This is a genomic window from Mucilaginibacter sp. SG564 (genome assembly GCF_013149275.1).
Classification (GTDB): domain Bacteria; phylum Bacteroidota; class Bacteroidia; order Sphingobacteriales; family Sphingobacteriaceae; genus Mucilaginibacter.
The window spans coordinates 182,119-198,250 of the sequence record NZ_JABGNA010000012.1 but is presented as its reverse complement, the minus strand read 5'-3'; the positions used below and the strand labels follow the sequence as shown (position 1 = coordinate 198,250).

Sequence of the window (16,132 nt, the reverse complement as noted above, 5' to 3'; positions counted from 1 at the left end):
ACCCGGAGCGAAGCATAGTTTACCCTGCTTCTTTCTCAATCAAATAATTCAATATAATAATTATGCTAATCTAAAGGAGCGATAGCGTGGCAATCTCCTCCGCTCGAATATTGAACGCTATGAGATTGCTTCGTCGTTCCTCCTCGCAATGACATAGAGGAAAGAAATTTGCCCATCAAAACGCTCCCCCTTTAGGGGGCTGGGGGGCTTGGGGAAAAATGTCCTATACGTGTCTACATCCGTGCATTGAGTAGCCTTGGTTGGCGCCATACCTTTGTTATGTCAAAAGAAAAAAACACAAAACATTAAAACATAACATCATGAAAACACAAGCCAACACCAGCAAACCAGCTTCAATTATCCTTACTTTAACTACAGGCGTTCAACCTATTGATCCGGCTCAGGATACGCACATTGAAAGCAATGTTAAAGCATTTTTAAATGTGCTTAACTCGGGCGATGGTAAACCATTGGAAGAACTTTCACCCGTTGATGCCCGCGCGGTACTCACCGGCGCACAGGAATCGGTACAGTTTGATTATGCTGATATCAACGTTACCGAAAAAAACATTACTGCCGATGGACAAGACATCAAATTAGATATTGTGAAACCTGCAGGTGCAACAGGTGTGCTGCCGGTGTTTATGTTTTTCCATGGCGGCGGTTGGGTACTGGGCGATTTCCCTACACACAAACGCCTGGTTCGCGACCTGGTGGTGGCATCCGGCGCAGCCGCGGTATTTGTAAACTATACTCCATCGCCAGAGGCGCAATACCCAACCGCCATTAACCAGGCTTATGCCGCTACCAAATGGGTAGCCGAAAATGGTGCCGAGATTGGTGTAGATGGTAAAAACCTGGCCGTTGCCGGTAATAGCGTGGGCGGTAATATGGCTGCTGTGGTTTCGCTGATGGCCAAAAACAACAACGGTCCTAAAATTAAATTACAAGTGCTATTATGGCCTGTTACCGACGCCAATTTTGAAACCGGATCATACAACCAGTTTGCTACCGGCCGTTTCCTCACCAAAAACATGATGAAGTGGTTCTGGGATAACTATACTACCGATGGCAACAAACGCAAAGAAATCTATGCGTCACCTCTACAGGCTACCCTTGAACAATTAAAAGATCTGCCCCCTGCTGTTGTTCAAGTTGCCGAAAATGACGTGTTGCGTGATGAAGGCGAAGCTTATGCCCGCAAATTGGACGAAGCCGGTGTACCGGTAAAATCCCTGCGCTTTAATGGTATGATACATGATTGGGGCTTACTTAACCCGCTGGCACACGTTCCTGGCGTTAAAGCGGCTATGCTGCAGGCCGGTTCCGAGCTGAAGAACGCATTAGCTAAATAAGTTTTACAAAATACCCGCAATAAAAATCCCAGCTGTAATATAGCCGGGATTTTTTAGTTTATATATTTGCCGTCCTGCCCTATTAAAATACATACTTATGGAATATTCTAAAAATTACGTTGCGAAGGAAGAACACATCGATGTTCAGGAAATTATGGATGGCTTGTATTACCCCTTTTACATGGAGTACTGCAGGCATGATTACATCCGCGAAGTGTTGGGTTTCGACTTTGAAATCGAAGCCAAAAATGGTGTGTATATGGTACTGTCAAACTACAGCATCAGCTTTTTAAGGTCGCTGAAAAAAGGTGATAACTTCAGCGTTACCTGCGAGCTTTTTGCCGATAAAGGCGGCGCTCCAAAATTGCATTTTAAACAATCCATCATCCTCAATAATAAGGTGATGACCAAGGCCGTATTTACCGGCACCTGCGTGCCCGCTACTGGCGGCAGGCCTTATTTGCCGGCATCTGTTTTGGAAAAAATAAAGGATGCACCGGTGCTGGAAGTTTAATTGGTAATTAGTAAAGCTTTACAAACGTCATTGCGAGCGCAGCGTGGCAATCCCCGACTTACAGAGCGTCTCTGCAAGTCGGGGATTGCCACGTCGTTCCTCCTCGCAATGACGCGCGGGGAAAAAGGTTTATCCTCCATCTTTCCGCCGCAGGCGAAGAGAGGGGGTACGAGCGCAGCGATGTCGGGGTGAGTCGATACCGCGTTCTATTCTTACCACCCCAAACTTAATGTCAAATAACTATCTTTGCCGCCATGAATATCCTGATCCTCGGTTCGGGCGGAAGGGAAAGCGCCTTCGCCTGGAAAATTGCTCAAAGCCCAAAGTGTCAAAACCTTTTTATTGCGCCCGGTAATGCCGGCACCACGCAATATGGCACCAATATTAACCTCAAAGTTACCGACTTTGAGGGCATCAAAACTTTTGTGCTCAGCAACGGCATCAACCTGGTATTGGTTGGCCCCGAAGAACCGCTGGTAAAAGGAGTGCACGATTTTTTCCTGAACGATGAGCAGCTGAAAAACATCCCGGTTGTTGGTCCGCAACAGGAAGCCGCCCAACTGGAAGGCAGCAAGGATTTTTCTAAACAGTTTATGCAAAAGCATAACATCCCTACAGCTGCTTACAAAACTTTTACCAAAGATACTTTGCAGGAAGGTTTAACCTACCTGGCTACCGCGGGTTTACCTGTGGTACTGAAAGCCGATGGACTGGCAGCCGGTAAAGGTGTATTGATATGCACCACGCTTGAAGAAGCTCAGCAGGAGCTTAAAGAAATGCTGGCCGAAGCCAAATTTGGCGAAGCCAGCTCGCGTGTAGTCATAGAGCAATTTTTAACAGGCATTGAGCTTTCGGTTTTTGTAATGACCGATGGTAACAGCTATAAAATATTGCCCGAAGCCAAAGACTACAAACGTATTGGCGAAGGCGATACCGGACTGAATACCGGTGGTATGGGCTCCGTTTCGCCGGTACCATTTGCCGATGCTGCCTATATGAAAAAGGTAGAAGAGAAAGTGATTATCCCGACCATCGAAGGTTTAAAGAAGGATGGCATCCCTTACAAAGGCTTTATTTTTATTGGTTTGATGAACAGCGATGGCGAACCCTGGGTTATTGAATACAACTGCCGCATGGGCGACCCGGAAACCGAAAGCGTAATGCGCCGCATCGACTCGGATTTTGTTGATCTGCTGCAAGGTGTTGCCGAAGGCAATCTGAATGAAAAAGAACTGATCATCAGCCCTAAAACTGCGGCTACGGTAGTAATGGTAGCAGGCGGATATCCCGGCGAATACCTCAAAAATAAAGTGATCACCGGAACCGAGAATATTCATGAATCCATTGTTTTTCATGCGGGTACCTCAACCGATGGCGATAACGTGATCACCACTGGTGGCCGCGTGTTGGCCATTACTACCTTGCAGGATAACATGTTTAAAGCCCTACAACAAGCCACCGCCGATGCCAGCCGCATTTACTACGATGGCATGTATTTTAGAAGAGATATCGGGTTTGACCTCTTGTAGTTCATTGGTTCAGTTGTTCATTAGTTCATTGGTGGCATGGTAGTTTAATAACGCCATCATCTCATAAAAAAAAAGCCAGATCGTTTAAATAGCGATCTGGCTTTTTTGTCCGCGTTCACTAATGAACAACTGAACCAATGAACTAATGAACCACCTAAATCTTTCCAAAAATTTCAGACAGCTTCTTTTCCAGGTCTTCGCCTCTCAGGTTTTTGGCGATGATCTTGCCGTTGGGATCCAGTAAAAAGTTTTGAGGGATGCCACGCACCGCGTAGAGGGCGGCAGCTTTACTATCCCAGAATTTAAGGTCGGATACATGATTCCAGGCCAGGCCGTCTTTGTGGATAGCCGCGATCCATTTTTCTTTAGCATTTGGCCTGTCTAAAGACACACCCAGGATAGTGAATTTCTTGTTTTTGTATTTATTATAAGCCACTACAACATTCGGGTTTTCCCTGCGGCAAGGGCCGCACCAGGATGCCCAGAAATCAATCAGCACATATTTACCACGGAATGATGACAGGCTGATCTCCTTACCGCTGGTATCGGCTTCGGCAAACTCAGGCGCTGTAGCACCCAAAGCAACCGCTTTGAGTTTAGGCAAACGCTCGGCGAATTTTTTACCAGCTTCTGTTTGTTTTACAGCGGGTGTAAAGGCATTAAATAAAGGTTCAATATCTACATAGTCGGCACTGTAGGCATAGCCTTCCAGCGCGTTCAGGCTGATATAGGAGTCAGGGTTTTCTTTAATAAATTGTTTATCAACAAGCGTGCTCTTATCATCAATAGCTTTTTCTTCGGCAGATAGTTGTTTGGCAAACGCCGGATCGGCCTGTTGCGCTGGCGTAGCAGCCTTACGCTTAGCGGCAAGGGCCTCGTAAGCGTCATTTATCGGCTTTTGAGCCAGTTTGTATTTTTCGTTATCCGTATTGGTTTTGGGACCGTCAACTTTGGCATTGGCCAATAAATCGGCTGTAGTTACATTAACGGTTCCTGGCTCAATATAAACAGAGTGGTAATCATCGGAGTTATTAACGCCATTCCCTTTGTTATTAAACACCAGGTAAGCGTTAACAGGATCTGCACCTGTTACACCTGTAAACTGGAACTTACCTCCTGCTAAAGTAGCCGAATCGATTATAGTTTTACCCTCTTTACGATATTCCAGGTATACTTTGGCAGGCGCGTTATTATCACCTATTTTACCCTGAATAGTATATTTTGCATCCTGCGCAAAAGTTATAGCTGGCGCTACTGCCAGGGCTAATAAAAATATTTTTTTTAGTACGGTATGATTCATAAGCGCAATATAAAAAAAAATAGTCTATCAAATTAGTAGTCTATTGGATATTTTTAACGAGGTATTTATTTTTTACTAAATATCCCTAATTATTTATTCCCTATCAAATTATATCTTCCCAAATAGTTCCTGCAATTTGGCGTCAAGGTCTTCACCACGCAGGTTTTTGGCAATGATCTTACCATCGGGATCTATCAGAAAGTTTTGCGGAATAGAAGTTACCTGGTAAAGCGCTGCGGCTTCATTGTTCCAGAATTTGAGGTCGGATACCTGGGTCCATTCCAGGCCGTCGCTTTTGATAGCAGCCAGCCAGGCCGATTTACCTTCCGGTTTATCTAATGACACCCCTAATACCGTAAAGTTTTTGGTTTTATACTTATTGTAGTTGCGTACCACGTTCGGGTTTTCCTGCCTGCACGGGCCGCACCATGATGCCCAGAAATCAATCAGCACATATTTTCCCCGGAAAGATGACAGCTTAACCGGCGCGCCATTCACATCGTTCTGTATAAAATCTGGTGCTAAGGCTCCTACAGCGGTAACTTTTAAAGCGTCGATACCGTGTTTCAGGTTTTTGCCGCTTTCTGAATCTTTTAAGCCCTGGGACAAACCATTAAATAAAGGTTCAATTTCGGATGGATCAGGCGCCGGACCCGCTACAGAATTAATAGCCAGCAAGCTCAGGTAACTGTTAGGATTGTTGGTAATAAAATTCTTGAGCACTGCCTTTTGCTCGGCCTGGATGTTTTTATAGCGGGCCTGCATTCTGGCCTGAAAATCAGGGGTCTTTTGCTGATCGGGCGTAGCTGCTTTTGCTTCGGCCATTAATGCCTGGGCTTTTTTGTTGATTAAAGCTAACTGACCGGTAAGCCGACGGTTATCGTCATTTAAAACCGAACCCGAAATGAGGGATTTGGAAAGGGAATCTTTACTGTTGATGGTTATGGTACCTTTTTCTAAAAAAAGGTTCAGATCATCCGCGGTATTTGATGGTCCGCCATCCGGGTAGTTTTGCTGAATATATTTATTTAGCCCAACACCTTTATAATCCAGTGCCAGAGTTGCATTAACGGGGTTTAATATGTTACCCTTAAAGCTATAACTACCGGCAGTTACGTTCGACGAGTCGACCACGTTGTTAGAGCCCAGTTGGTATATCAGGTATACTTTAGCAGGAGCGCCAATAGCGCCTACTTTACCATTGAGGGTAAAAGTATCGGAGGTTTGGGCAAATGCCAATATAGGCAACATAGCTGCCACAGAAAAAATCAGTTTCTTCATCAGAGTATCAGAACTATAAGCATTCTTAACGCAAGAATGCCGGTTGAATTATAATTAACTAGTTTAATTTTTGATAGGTACGCCACCAAAGGTCGGGTAATTCGCCCGAAGCAGCCATTTTATAATCGGCATAACTGCAAGGCACCAGGTGAAAACGTTCGTTACGGGACCCACCTGTGGGATACGGAACCTGCATCCACCACCTGTCGGATTTTTTGCTTTTTACAAACACCACTTCCTGATCCTCGTGCTTTAAGCTGGTTTTATAGATAAGGTACTGGCTTTTAGGGTTGAGCGGAAAATCGCGCTTGCGGTTATAAACCCCCTCAATAAAATACCAGATCATTTGAGCCAGCTGCGTGGCGGTTTGCCCGTTGCTGTCATAGGCCGGGTTAAATTCATAAAAACCAATAGAGGTTAGCTTATCGTTAAAACCGGCATAGCGGCAAAGCTGGCAGGCTTCTTCTCCATAAAAGCCGTTTGGCGTGGCATTGGCATTACCCATGGCATCGGCCGACCGGATGGCACCCACATCAAAGCTGATCATGCTGGCATTGCGTATTGCGGGTTCGGTAACCGCTACATTGCCGGTCAGTTCGCCCAGGCGGTGCACATCAAAATAAAGCTTATCCATTACCCGCAGGCTTTCCTGGCTTACAAAATAGGTTTGGTAACCCAGGTTACTGAAATTGAACAAGAAATTGGGTTCATGTAAAAATATTTTATTGAGATAGGATGTCGAGGTGGTTTCAATGCCATCCTGGGTATCATCTTCATCCAGATCAAAATGCGAGTCAACAACTACCAGGTCAACCTTTTGTTCCAGATCTTCATAGCCCAGGTATTGGGCATAAGTCAAGTCCTGCCCGCCGCCTAATATAATAGGGATGATATCTTTTTTGATGAGCTCGGCCACTACGGTTTTAAGCGCGAAATAAGTATCGGTAACCGTAGCGCCGGCACGTATGTTGCCCAGATCGGCAATTTTTACACTGTAGCCGCCCTCATAAAGTTGATAAAGTTTTTCGCGGATATAATCCGGGCCAAGGGCACAGCCCGGATTGCCGGTAGCGTTTCGATCATCCATAACACCGATAATGGCCAGATCGGTTTTCTCTTCCAGATCGGGAAAATCGACAGAATAATGCACAATTTTATCGCCAAGCTGGCTGGTATAATACCCCTTTTTAGGAGCGATCTTTTTAAGATCAATAGGTGTAAAAAAATCAGCTAAGGACATAACTTTTTAATGTGCAAATATGTAGATGTGCAAATGTGGTGATTGATGTGCAGATGTGCAAATATGCGGATGTGCAAATGTGCGAATTTCAGATCTATAAATGTGAGGACGATGTATTTGCACATCTGCACATCTATCTGCACATTTGCACATATGATATTAGTTACCGGCGCAACAGGTTTTTTAGGGGCTGAACTGGCAAAACTGCTGGTAAATTCGGGGCAGCGTATCCGTTGCACAAAAAGGAGCAACTCCAGGATACCAGCTCTTTTAGCACCTTATCAAACACAGATAGAATGGGTGAATGCCGATATGCTGGACATATTTGCCCTGGCCGATGCCTTGGAGGACGTTACACAGATTTATCATTGCGCAGCATGGGTGTCCTTGAAACAGGCCGATAAAGATCCCATGATCAAAACTAATGTTACCGGTACCGCCAATGTGGTTAACCTGTGCGCCGAGCGCGGCATCCGCATGGTTCATGTGAGCTCTATAGCGGCCATTGGTATTGCTAAACCGGGCGAACTCATCACCGAAAACCATCACTTGGAGCAATCTACCGAAAATGATGGCTATGCCATATCCAAGCTGGAAAGTGAAATGGAAGTGTGGCGGGGCATTGCCGAAGGTTTGGATGCTGTTGTTGTTAATCCATCCCTCATTTTAGGTGCCAGTGCGGGCACATCCGGTACGGGTGCATTATTCAAAACCGTACAAAAAGGACTTAAATACTATACCGGCGGTAGCGGTGGCTTTGTTGATGCAGAGGATGTAGCCAAATGCATGATAGCCCTCATGAACAGCGATATTACTGCCGAGCGTTATATCATCAGTGCCCAAAATTATACCTACAAAGATATGACTACCGAAATTGCCCAAAATTTCGGCATCAAACCACCAGCTAAACTGGCCAAACCCTGGATGATGGGCCTGGCCTGGCGCGGCGCGGCTGTTATTGCGGCCTTAACCGGCAAATCACCAGCTATTGATAAAGTCTCGGCCCGGGCAGCATCTGAGGTGCGGAATTTTGATAATATAAAAATCAGGGAAGCTATCGGTATTGAATTTAAACCGGTGAGCGAAACTATTGCGGAAGTTTGTAAGGCATTGAAATAACAATTATGTCATTGCTTGCGAGGAGGAACGACGAAGACAACCGACCGAAGGAGCTCATTAATGCCGTTAAAAATAAACAAACATTAATAATCTCGTAGCTATTCTCATCGATGACAATGCGAGGAGATTGCCACGCTACGCAATGACGCGTGGGGAGGGGCACCTGCACATCAAAAAGCTCCCCCTTTAGAGGGCTGGGGGGCATAGAGCTGCCTGAAGCTTTGAGGCGAGGTATTGGCCTGCTTGGTAAACAGGCGGATAAAATAGGAGGGATCATCATAACCCAGTTTATAACCAATCTCTTTTACGCTGAGATTGGTATGCGCCAACAACCTTTTGGCTTCCATAATGATGCGGTTTTTGATGAGATCGTTTGGCGAGGTATTGCTGTAGCGCGTAATCCGTTTGTTCAACGCTTTGGGAGTGATATTGAGCAAATCGGCATATTCGGCTACGGTATGGTGCCGGGTATAGTGCCACTCCACCAGTTGACTAAACGTGCGGGTAAATTCCGCCTCGGCACCGGCATCTTCAACGGTCTGTTGGTGTCTTTGTTTCCACAACCGGGTCGATTTAATGATGAGCTGTTTGAGCAATATCCGCAGCATTTCTTCCATGGAACTATCGTCGCGCTCAAATTCACTTTTTACTTCACCAATGATGTGTTGTGCCGTAAGTGACGATTGGGCGCTCAGCAAAACCACCGGTATTTCATATACATTATGAAACAGAATGCCATCACAGGCCACTTCCTTATCATGTATCTCCACGCAATAAAAATCGCGGTTATAATAGATCATCGTACCCACGCAATTTTCTGAAAATTGGTGATATTGCCCTACATTGATAAAAAACAGGGCATCCTGCTCCAGTTGATAATCGGTAAAATCAATCACCACCTTGCCCCCGGCTTTTACAAAAACTATTTTGATAAAGCCGCTATAGTCGTCCTGCTGAAGCTTTTGCAGAATATCGTGCTGAAAATCAAAAAAGCCGAATTTTTTAAAAGCGAATTGCTTGAAATAAGCCATAGTAAAAGGTACGGTTTTAAGCTACTTTAAATTTGATGGGTCGATCGTTCCCACGTATGTTTTTGCGGAATTGAGCCGGCGATTCTCCCTTGTATTTTTTAAATGTTTTGGTAAGATGGCTTTCGTCGGTAAAGCCCAGTTCATAGGCAATTTCATTTAACCGCATATTGCTGTGGCGCAGCCTGGTTTCGGCCAGCGATAGTTTGTAATTGATAATAAACTGCTGCAGGTTTTCGCCGGTTTGTTTTTTAAAATACTCGCTGATGTAATTGGTAGAGATATTGAAATGCTCGGCAATGTTTTCGGCTTTTAACTTTTCGGCATCGTAAATGTTCAGGTGCACGTAGTTGATGATCTGTAACGCAATTGTATCGCCCCCGGTTTTGGCGTCGCACTTAATGGTGATATTACGGGCCACTATGGTGATCAACGTATTGATAAGTTGTTGTACCAGTTCCTTTTGCATGTTCGGCCCTTGCTCATGTTCGGCTGCAAGTCCGGCTATAATAGCCGCTACCAAAGGTTTATCCCGCTCATTCCTGATGATCTCGCCCTGATCCTGTTTGCTTTGAAAAATATATTCCAACTTGTGCATCCAGTTTTCGGGGCTATGCTGTTCTTCGTTGCCGCTGGTTATCCCTTTCAGGTAGATGTTGTTGAAGCATACAAATACAAAAGAGGTGGTCTTTTCGACCGTAAAATGATGCGTGGTGAGCGGACCGAGCAGGTAAAGACTGCCTGGTTTGTACCTAAAATCGTTGCCGTTAATATTGTGCGTGCCCTCGCCATCCATAATATAGGCCAGTTCAAAAAACGAGTGTTTATGCGTGCGTATGGGGCATTCGTCCAGCCGCAGAAACAGTATCTCGAAGGGGTTAAATATATGGCGGGTCTGCATATCCTAAAAAACTACCTTTTTATCCCAAAAATGTACTGGAATTAGCCTTGTGCCAAGCCCGACCTTTGGGGTATACAAAAGTAAAGATATGAAAGCTATAATATTAAGTGAAAACGGAGGTACTGATAAACTCATTCTAAAAGAGATCAACAAACCAGTTATCGCGCCTAATGAAGTGCTGATACAAACCAAAGCCTTGAGCATTAACCCTGTTGATGGCTATGTTCGAAAGAACGAGATCTACACCAAAAAGAAACTGATGCCGCTACCCGGCGAAGAAATGATACTGGGCTGGGATGTTGCGGGTACAGTAGTAGAAACCGGCAGCGAGGTAACCGATTTTAAAAATGGCGATGAAGTATTTGGGATGGTTAAATTTCCGGGTCATGCCAAAGCTTATGCCGAATATGTTGCCGCCCCGGCAGATCATCTGGCCAAAAAACCTGCTGGTACTTCATTTAACGATGCGGCTGCGGCTACCCTGGCTGCATTAACCGCCTGGCAAGGACTGGTTACTTATGCCAAAATACAACCCGGCAATAAAGTGCTGATCCATGCAGCCGCGGGTGGTGTAGGGCATTATGCCGTCCAGATAGCCAAACATTTTGGGGCTTATGTAATAGGCACGGGATCGGCCTCAAGTAAGGATTTTATATTGAGCCAGGGCGCTGATGAATTTATTGACTATACCCAGGAAAAATTTGAAGAAAAAGTACAGGATGCCGATATCGTATTTGATTCTATTTATGGCGATCATATCCTGCGCTCTATTAAGGCGGTAAAATCCGGCGGTCGTCTGGTAAGCCTGCTTGCCTTTTTTGAAGGTGAAATTGCCGAAAAGGCCAAAGCTAAAGACCTGCTTACTTATCGTATAGCTGTAGAATCAAATGGGGAGGATATGAAAGCGATAGCTAAATTGATAGCCGATGGCAAGTTAAAATCCCATGTATCTGAAGTTTACAGCTTTGAGGACATTCCCAAAGCACAGGATAAAGTAGATGGCGGCAAAACCCGGGGTAAAGTGGTGATTGCCTTATAATTCCAATGAATTATATTATATCCTGATAATTAATAAGAGCCGGCTTTAAGCTGGCTCTTATTAATTTAAAAGTAATAATAAATAATAAATGCGATATTTGTCATGTATCTGTCAGGATGATGATAGTAATATCGCATCCAAAAGAACGGATAGTTAGTAGGGGAAACCTTATTACAGCGGGTAGGATGAATGGCAGGTATATTTTAAAAACCATTAAACATTTTACCTTTATGAAAAAGCTTTCCCTATTGTTAGCCGCACTATGCATGGCAGCCATCAGCTATGCGCAAACTCCCACAACACCGCCAGACACCGCCAAACGATGGACCATACATGGCGAAAACACTTTCCTCATTAACCAAAGCTCGTATAAAGATTGGTCGGCAGGTGGTGTAAATTCCTTTGCCGGTAACCTGATCCTGAATTATGATTTTAACTATAAAAAAGATAAATGGAGCTGGGACAACAAAGTGATCCTGGGTTATGGCTTGAGCAAACAAAAAGATATAGGATGGCGCAAAAACGACGACCGTATCATACTGAATAGTTTACTGGGCCGCCAGCTATCAAAATATTGGTTGTATACGTTTTATATGAACTTCCAGAGTCAGTTTACCAAAGGTTATGACTATAGTACCACGCCAAAAACACTCTTATCAGATTTCCTGGCTCCGGCTTATCTGACTTTCGGTCCTGGTTTCGCTTACAAAAAGTCTGATAACTTTAGGATCAATATTTCGCCTGCCGCGGCACGTATCATTATCGTGAGGAATGATTCCCTTTCGCATGTTGGGGCTTTTGGTGTTACACCCGATCATAAAAGCCTGTTTCAGTTTGGCGCCTCTTTTGATGCCTACTACAAGGTTAACCTGGTACAAAACATCAGCCTGGAAAATATCCTGAAACTATACTCAGACTATCTGCATAAACCCGACGATATCTATACCGATTATACCGCCAACCTGTTTATGAAAGTAAACAAGTTTGTAACCGTAAATGCTGGTGCGCAATTGATTTATGATGGTAAAACCAAAATACCCGTTGTTGAAAATGGCGTGAAGACCACCAAGATAGGTCTGCAGGTTAAGCAGATCTTCGGCGCGGGTTTAACCTATAAGTTTTAAGCCGTTTGGTATTCGTCATAAAACAAAAGCCCCTTAACCTGATGGTTAAGGGGCTTTTTATTAAAAGCTTTTACTTATTTAACAGCTTCAACTTTAAAATTCTCGAAAGTTACCGGGAAGCTCAGTTTACCCGGCGCGGCGGCTACCATACCAATTTCGGCCTTTACATTAGGCGGGAAATAAGCCAGGCGCAGCATATCAAATTTTTGCCCGTCAAAAGAGTATTTGATCTCTACATAATCGCCTTTACGCAGCAGCTTTAACCATACCGATTTCGGACTGTCATGACGCGGCACAACCGACCAGTCTGACACTTCGCGGGTTACCACAGCGCTTACATTCTGCACGCCATCAACATACTCAATACCGGTTTTGATCCAGTTTTTTTCGTCGATGCGGATCATTAGTCCGGCCTGGTGAAACAGTTCATGGTAGCTACCGGTGATCTTTACGCTGGCCTCAAAATTACCCTCCGCTTCCTGGTAGTAAAACGGACCATTGTCGCGCTTAAAGCCGTAATGTGTAACCTGCCAGTAATCGGTACCCGGATCAACCGTAAAAGTGAATTTTTGGGCATTCCCTTCGGCCGCTTTGGTTGGCTTGTTAAACCATTTCATCTCGGGATTACTTTGCGCAAAAGCGCCGGTAGCGGCAAACAGGCAGATCATAGCGGTTAGTTTGATTTTTTTGTTAAAAGATGTTTTCATTTGTTAGATAGGTAATTAGAAAAATGTGCCGCCAAGATAGGAAATAAGTTTATCGCTTTGTAACAGATACATGTACTTTACTGCATAAATGAGCGTTAACAAGCTGTTGCCATTTATGTGTAAACAAACTTTATGGCGGCTGATTAGTTATTCTTTATTGTACTATATTTAAGCATAAAAAAAATCAAATGATGAAATATCGAATATCCATCCTGGGGCTGCTTGTAGTAGCAGTTCTTGGACAAAGTTGCGTAAGCACCAAAAAATACAAAGAGCTGGATGCCAACTATACCCAGCTTCAGAACAGCACCCGCGATCTGAGCGTGAAGTATCAAACCAGCGAACAGGCGCTGGCCGTAGCCAATGGTCGGGTAAGCAGCCTGGAAGATCAGCTCAAGTCCGAAAGGTCGAACGTAAAAGCCTTGCAGGATGCGCTGGATAAATGTTTAAATTCCAGCAACCAGGGTAGCGTGAATATCTCTAAACTGGTTGATGAGATCAACAGCTCAAACCGTTACATTCAGCAGCTGATAAATGCCAAAAGCAAAAGCGATTCGCTCAATATGGTGTTAACCAATAACCTTACCCGTTCATTAAGTCCGCAGGAAACACAGGATGTTGATGTGAAGGTATTGAAAGGTGTGGTTTACATTTCGCTGTCTGATAACATGCTGTACAAATCTGGCAGCTATGAAATATCAGACAAGGCAGGCGCAACCCTAAGCAAAATTGCCAAGATCATTACCGATTACAGCAATTATGATGTGCTGATAGAAGGTAATACCGATAATGTGCCTATCTCTCAGAAAAATATCCGCAACAACTGGGATCTGAGCGCGCTGCGTGCATCATCAGTTGTGCAGGCCCTGCAAAACAATTACCAGGTTGATCCTAAACGCTTAACAGCTGGCGGTCGTGGTGAATACAACCCGATTGCTGATAACAGTACCCCAACCGGTAAAGCCCAAAACAGGCGTACACAAATTATCATTACGCCAAAACTGGATCAGTTTATGGATCTGATAGGCAAAGCGCCAGCGCCACAGCCTATAGCACCACAGAAATAATAAGCATAAGTAATGATGTAAAAGCGGCGGTCATGAAAATGACCGCCGCTTTTTTGTTTGGAGATCCGGAGGCAACAAGATAGGTTAAGGCATGCGTGTACCGGCAACGGATATTCCCGAGAAGTAAAGGCTTTGTAGAAAACCAACCAGAAGCATTTAAGCATGCCGCAGGTATGCAACCTGAGTCCAGTACCTACGGCACTGATTTTCACAACCGAATTTCTCTACAAAGCTTTAACCCCGATGGGGTTTGCAAAACTGTTAACTAATGACGATTGATCTTGCCTTTGCTACCGCATACGTCTCGCTTGTGGTTCGGTTGCAGTCTTTATTTGTACAGTAACTAAGCACGGTGGCCACAAGTGGGACGCTTGAGGTAGCAATAGCGTTTAGGACGTATCAACCCTTTTGTAACAACCCCTTTACGCAATCGTTTCCGTATATTCTTGTAGCATTAACAGTTAAAATGTTGGCTTTTCTATAAGTTTTCTTCGATATTTGGTTTGGCTGGTCAAAGCCGACCAGTCATTTTTAACCAATTTACCTATTCTTCATGGAAAAATCACGCCGTACTTTTATCAGGCAGGCCGCGCTGGCGGGTGCCGGTGTAATGCTTGCCAAAAACAGCTGGAGCGCCAAAAGCTATAAACGTATCATCGGTGCCAACGATCGTGTGCGGGTGGGCGTTGTGGGCTTTTCAGACCGTCACCGTAGCTCACATATCCCCAGCTTTATGAACCATTACAAGGAACTCAACTTTGAGGTGGTTGGCGTATCTGATATCTGGAAACGGCGACGTGAAGAAGGAGCCGCCATCTGGAAAGAGAAGATGCAGCACGATGTAAAGGCCTATCGCAATAACGAGGAAATGTATGACAGCAAAGCGGTCGATGCGGTGTTTATCAGCACGGCCGATTTTCAGCACGCACGCCACACCATCGAGGCGGTAAAAGCCGGCTGCGATGCCTATGTAGAAAAACCTTTTGCCGAAACCATGGAAGATAACCGCGCCGCCCTCAAAGCGGTAAAGGAATCGGGCAAAATTGTACAGATAGGCTCACAGCGCCGCAGCGGGGCCAATTACCATGCGGCTAATGATTTTATACGCTCGGGCAAGTTTGGTCCGATCACCATGGTGGAACTAACCTGGAACGTGAATCAACCGGGCCGCTGGCGCAGACCGGATCTGCTGGGTTTGCTCAAAGAAGAAGACACCGATTGGAAACGCTTTATCATGAACCGCCCTTATGAGGCTTTTGATCCGCGTAAATATTTAGAGTTTAGATTATTCTGGCCATACTCATCGGGTTTGGCTGGCCAATGGATGAGCCACCAGATTGATACCGTACACTGGTTTACCGGCTTAAAACATCCGCGCAGCGTGGTAGCCAATGGGGGTATATATGTATGGAAGGACGGCCGCAGAAACTGGGATACCATTTTAGCTGCGTTTGATTATGGTCCGCTGGATGATCCTTCCACAGGTTTTCAGGTAACTTTTGGCTCGCGCATGCACAATGGCGATGAGCACCCGGCCGAAATCTATTACTCCAACGGTGGCGAACTGAACCTGAACACCAACAAAGTTTCGCCAGAGGGTGGTTTGACCCAGAAAATGGCCGATGCCATGCATATGCAGGCCAACCTGCTGCCCGAGATCAGCCTGGCCAATACCGAAAAGGTGGTTGCATCGGCCAATACCGGCGGCGATGTGCTTACCTCCAACCACGTGCGCAACTGGATGGAAAGCGTACGCAGCCGTAAGGAACCGCATGCCCCTGTCGAAGCAGGCTACAGTCATTCCATAGCCAATATCATGACCAATGCCGCCGTGCATACCGGCTACAAAGCCACTTTTGACGAGGCTACGCAGGAAGTAATGGCTAATGGAAAGGTGTTTAAATATTGATTTTTTATAGTTCCCCTCT

The 16,132-nt window shown here is 45.1% G+C and carries 14 protein-coding genes; 8 read left to right on the top strand and 6 right to left on the bottom strand.

Translation table 11 applies throughout. From position 1 onward, the window contains the following. The first annotated feature begins 320 nt into the window (after positions 1 to 320). The 3 genes from FHW89_RS23975 (at position 321) to purD (ending at position 3,398) form a co-directional block, all read left to right on the top strand. Complete coding sequence (locus FHW89_RS23975; RefSeq protein WP_172337589.1) at positions 321 to 1,355, top strand: alpha/beta hydrolase; 1,035 nt, start codon at positions 321 to 323, stop codon at positions 1,353 to 1,355. Positions 1,356 to 1,452: 97 nt separating this feature from the next. After that, complete coding sequence (locus FHW89_RS23970; protein ID WP_076375478.1) at positions 1,453 to 1,869, top strand: thioesterase family protein; 417 nt, start codon at positions 1,453 to 1,455, stop codon at positions 1,867 to 1,869. A 254-nt stretch (positions 1,870 to 2,123) separates the two neighbouring features. Next, the gene (gene purD, locus FHW89_RS23965; protein ID WP_172337588.1) at positions 2,124 to 3,398 is read left to right on the top strand and encodes a phosphoribosylamine--glycine ligase; all 1,275 of its coding nucleotides are present in this window, start codon (positions 2,124 to 2,126) and stop codon (positions 3,396 to 3,398) included. A gap of 154 nt (positions 3,399 to 3,552) precedes the next feature. Here purD and FHW89_RS23960 read toward each other — a convergent pair whose 3' ends face one another. The 3 genes from FHW89_RS23960 to FHW89_RS23950 all read right to left on the bottom strand — a co-directional run bounded on the left by FHW89_RS23960 (position 3,553) and on the right by FHW89_RS23950 (position 7,219). Further along, complete coding sequence (locus FHW89_RS23960; RefSeq protein WP_172337587.1) at positions 3,553 to 4,698, bottom strand: TlpA disulfide reductase family protein; 1,146 nt, start codon at positions 4,696 to 4,698, stop codon at positions 3,553 to 3,555. A 108-nt stretch (positions 4,699 to 4,806) separates the two neighbouring features. Further along, on the bottom strand, positions 4,807 to 5,979 hold the full coding sequence (locus FHW89_RS23955; RefSeq protein ID WP_172337586.1) for a TlpA disulfide reductase family protein: 1,173 nt from the start codon (positions 5,977 to 5,979) through the stop codon (positions 4,807 to 4,809). A 58-nt stretch (positions 5,980 to 6,037) separates the two neighbouring features. Then, entirely contained in the window at positions 6,038 to 7,219 is a 1,182-nt protein-coding gene (locus FHW89_RS23950) for a formimidoylglutamase (protein WP_172337585.1), read from the bottom strand. Positions 7,220 to 7,372: 153 nt separating this feature from the next. Between FHW89_RS23950 and FHW89_RS23945 the strand changes: the two genes are divergently transcribed. Then, positions 7,373 to 8,338 carry an NAD-dependent epimerase/dehydratase family protein gene (locus FHW89_RS23945; protein WP_172337584.1) on the top strand — a complete coding sequence of 322 codons (966 nt, stop codon included), beginning with the start codon at positions 7,373 to 7,375 and terminating at the stop codon, positions 8,336 to 8,338. Positions 8,339 to 8,508: 170 nt separating this feature from the next. On the opposite strand, the gene FHW89_RS23940 is transcribed toward FHW89_RS23945, so the two are convergent. Together FHW89_RS23940 and FHW89_RS23935 are read right to left on the bottom strand one after the other, a co-directional pair. After that, positions 8,509 to 9,369: an AraC family transcriptional regulator gene (locus tag FHW89_RS23940; RefSeq protein WP_172337583.1), complete on the bottom strand. Its 861-nt coding sequence runs from the start codon at positions 9,367 to 9,369 to the stop codon at positions 8,509 to 8,511. Between the two features lie 16 nt (positions 9,370 to 9,385). Then, positions 9,386 to 10,267 carry an AraC family transcriptional regulator gene (locus tag FHW89_RS23935; RefSeq protein WP_172337582.1) on the bottom strand — a complete coding sequence of 294 codons (882 nt, stop codon included), beginning with the start codon at positions 10,265 to 10,267 and terminating at the stop codon, positions 9,386 to 9,388. An 88-nt stretch (positions 10,268 to 10,355) separates the two neighbouring features. Between FHW89_RS23935 and FHW89_RS23930 the strand changes: the two genes are divergently transcribed. Both FHW89_RS23930 and FHW89_RS23925 read left to right on the top strand, forming a co-directional pair. Beyond that, the gene (locus FHW89_RS23930) at positions 10,356 to 11,306 is read left to right on the top strand and encodes an NADP-dependent oxidoreductase (RefSeq protein WP_172337581.1); all 951 of its coding nucleotides are present in this window, start codon (positions 10,356 to 10,358) and stop codon (positions 11,304 to 11,306) included. 230 nt (positions 11,307 to 11,536) lie between these two features. Continuing rightward, positions 11,537 to 12,430, top strand: coding sequence for a DUF3078 domain-containing protein (locus FHW89_RS23925; protein ID WP_172337580.1), 894 nt, complete (start codon positions 11,537 to 11,539; stop codon positions 12,428 to 12,430). A gap of 74 nt (positions 12,431 to 12,504) precedes the next feature. Here FHW89_RS23925 and FHW89_RS23920 read toward each other — a convergent pair whose 3' ends face one another. Further along, complete coding sequence (locus FHW89_RS23920; RefSeq protein ID WP_216650682.1) at positions 12,505 to 13,137, bottom strand: DUF1349 domain-containing protein; 633 nt, start codon at positions 13,135 to 13,137, stop codon at positions 12,505 to 12,507. Between the two features lie 188 nt (positions 13,138 to 13,325). On the opposite strand from FHW89_RS23920, the gene FHW89_RS23915 reads away from it, so the two are divergent. Both FHW89_RS23915 and FHW89_RS23910 read left to right on the top strand, forming a co-directional pair. Then, a complete protein-coding gene (locus tag FHW89_RS23915; RefSeq protein ID WP_172337579.1) occupies positions 13,326 to 14,204 on the top strand; it encodes a flagellar motor protein MotB in 879 nt (292 codons plus the stop codon). A 553-nt stretch (positions 14,205 to 14,757) separates the two neighbouring features. Then, on the top strand, positions 14,758 to 16,113 hold the full coding sequence (locus tag FHW89_RS23910; RefSeq protein WP_172337578.1) for a Gfo/Idh/MocA family protein: 1,356 nt from the start codon (positions 14,758 to 14,760) through the stop codon (positions 16,111 to 16,113). The last annotated feature ends 19 nt before the right edge of the window (positions 16,114 to 16,132 follow it).

Bases quoted from the DNA above. Each gene is read 5' to 3' on its own strand.
- FHW89_RS23975 (WP_172337589.1), top strand. From the start codon at position 321: ATGAAAACACAAGCCAACACCAGCAAACCAGCTTCAATTATCCTTACT.
- FHW89_RS23970 (WP_076375478.1), top strand. From the start codon at position 1,453: ATGGAATATTCTAAAAATTACGTTGCGAAGGAAGAACACATCGATGTT.
- FHW89_RS23910 (WP_172337578.1), top strand. From the start codon at position 14,758: ATGGAAAAATCACGCCGTACTTTTATCAGGCAGGCCGCGCTGGCGGGT.
- FHW89_RS23925 (WP_172337580.1), top strand. From the start codon at position 11,537: ATGAAAAAGCTTTCCCTATTGTTAGCCGCACTATGCATGGCAGCCATC.
- FHW89_RS23935 (WP_172337582.1), bottom strand. From the start codon at position 10,267: ATGCAGACCCGCCATATATTTAACCCCTTCGAGATACTGTTTCTGCGG.
- FHW89_RS23920 (WP_216650682.1), bottom strand. From the start codon at position 13,137: ATGAAAACATCTTTTAACAAAAAAATCAAACTAACCGCTATGATCTGC.
- FHW89_RS23930 (WP_172337581.1), top strand. From the start codon at position 10,356: ATGAAAGCTATAATATTAAGTGAAAACGGAGGTACTGATAAACTCATT.
- FHW89_RS23955 (WP_172337586.1), bottom strand. From the start codon at position 5,979: ATGAAGAAACTGATTTTTTCTGTGGCAGCTATGTTGCCTATATTGGCA.
- purD (WP_172337588.1), top strand. From the start codon at position 2,124: ATGAATATCCTGATCCTCGGTTCGGGCGGAAGGGAAAGCGCCTTCGCC.
- FHW89_RS23915 (WP_172337579.1), top strand. From the start codon at position 13,326: ATGATGAAATATCGAATATCCATCCTGGGGCTGCTTGTAGTAGCAGTT.
- FHW89_RS23940 (WP_172337583.1), bottom strand. From the start codon at position 9,369: ATGGCTTATTTCAAGCAATTCGCTTTTAAAAAATTCGGCTTTTTTGAT.
- FHW89_RS23950 (WP_172337585.1), bottom strand. From the start codon at position 7,219: ATGTCCTTAGCTGATTTTTTTACACCTATTGATCTTAAAAAGATCGCT.
- FHW89_RS23945 (WP_172337584.1), top strand. From the start codon at position 7,373: ATGATATTAGTTACCGGCGCAACAGGTTTTTTAGGGGCTGAACTGGCA.
- FHW89_RS23960 (WP_172337587.1), bottom strand. From the start codon at position 4,698: ATGAATCATACCGTACTAAAAAAAATATTTTTATTAGCCCTGGCAGTA.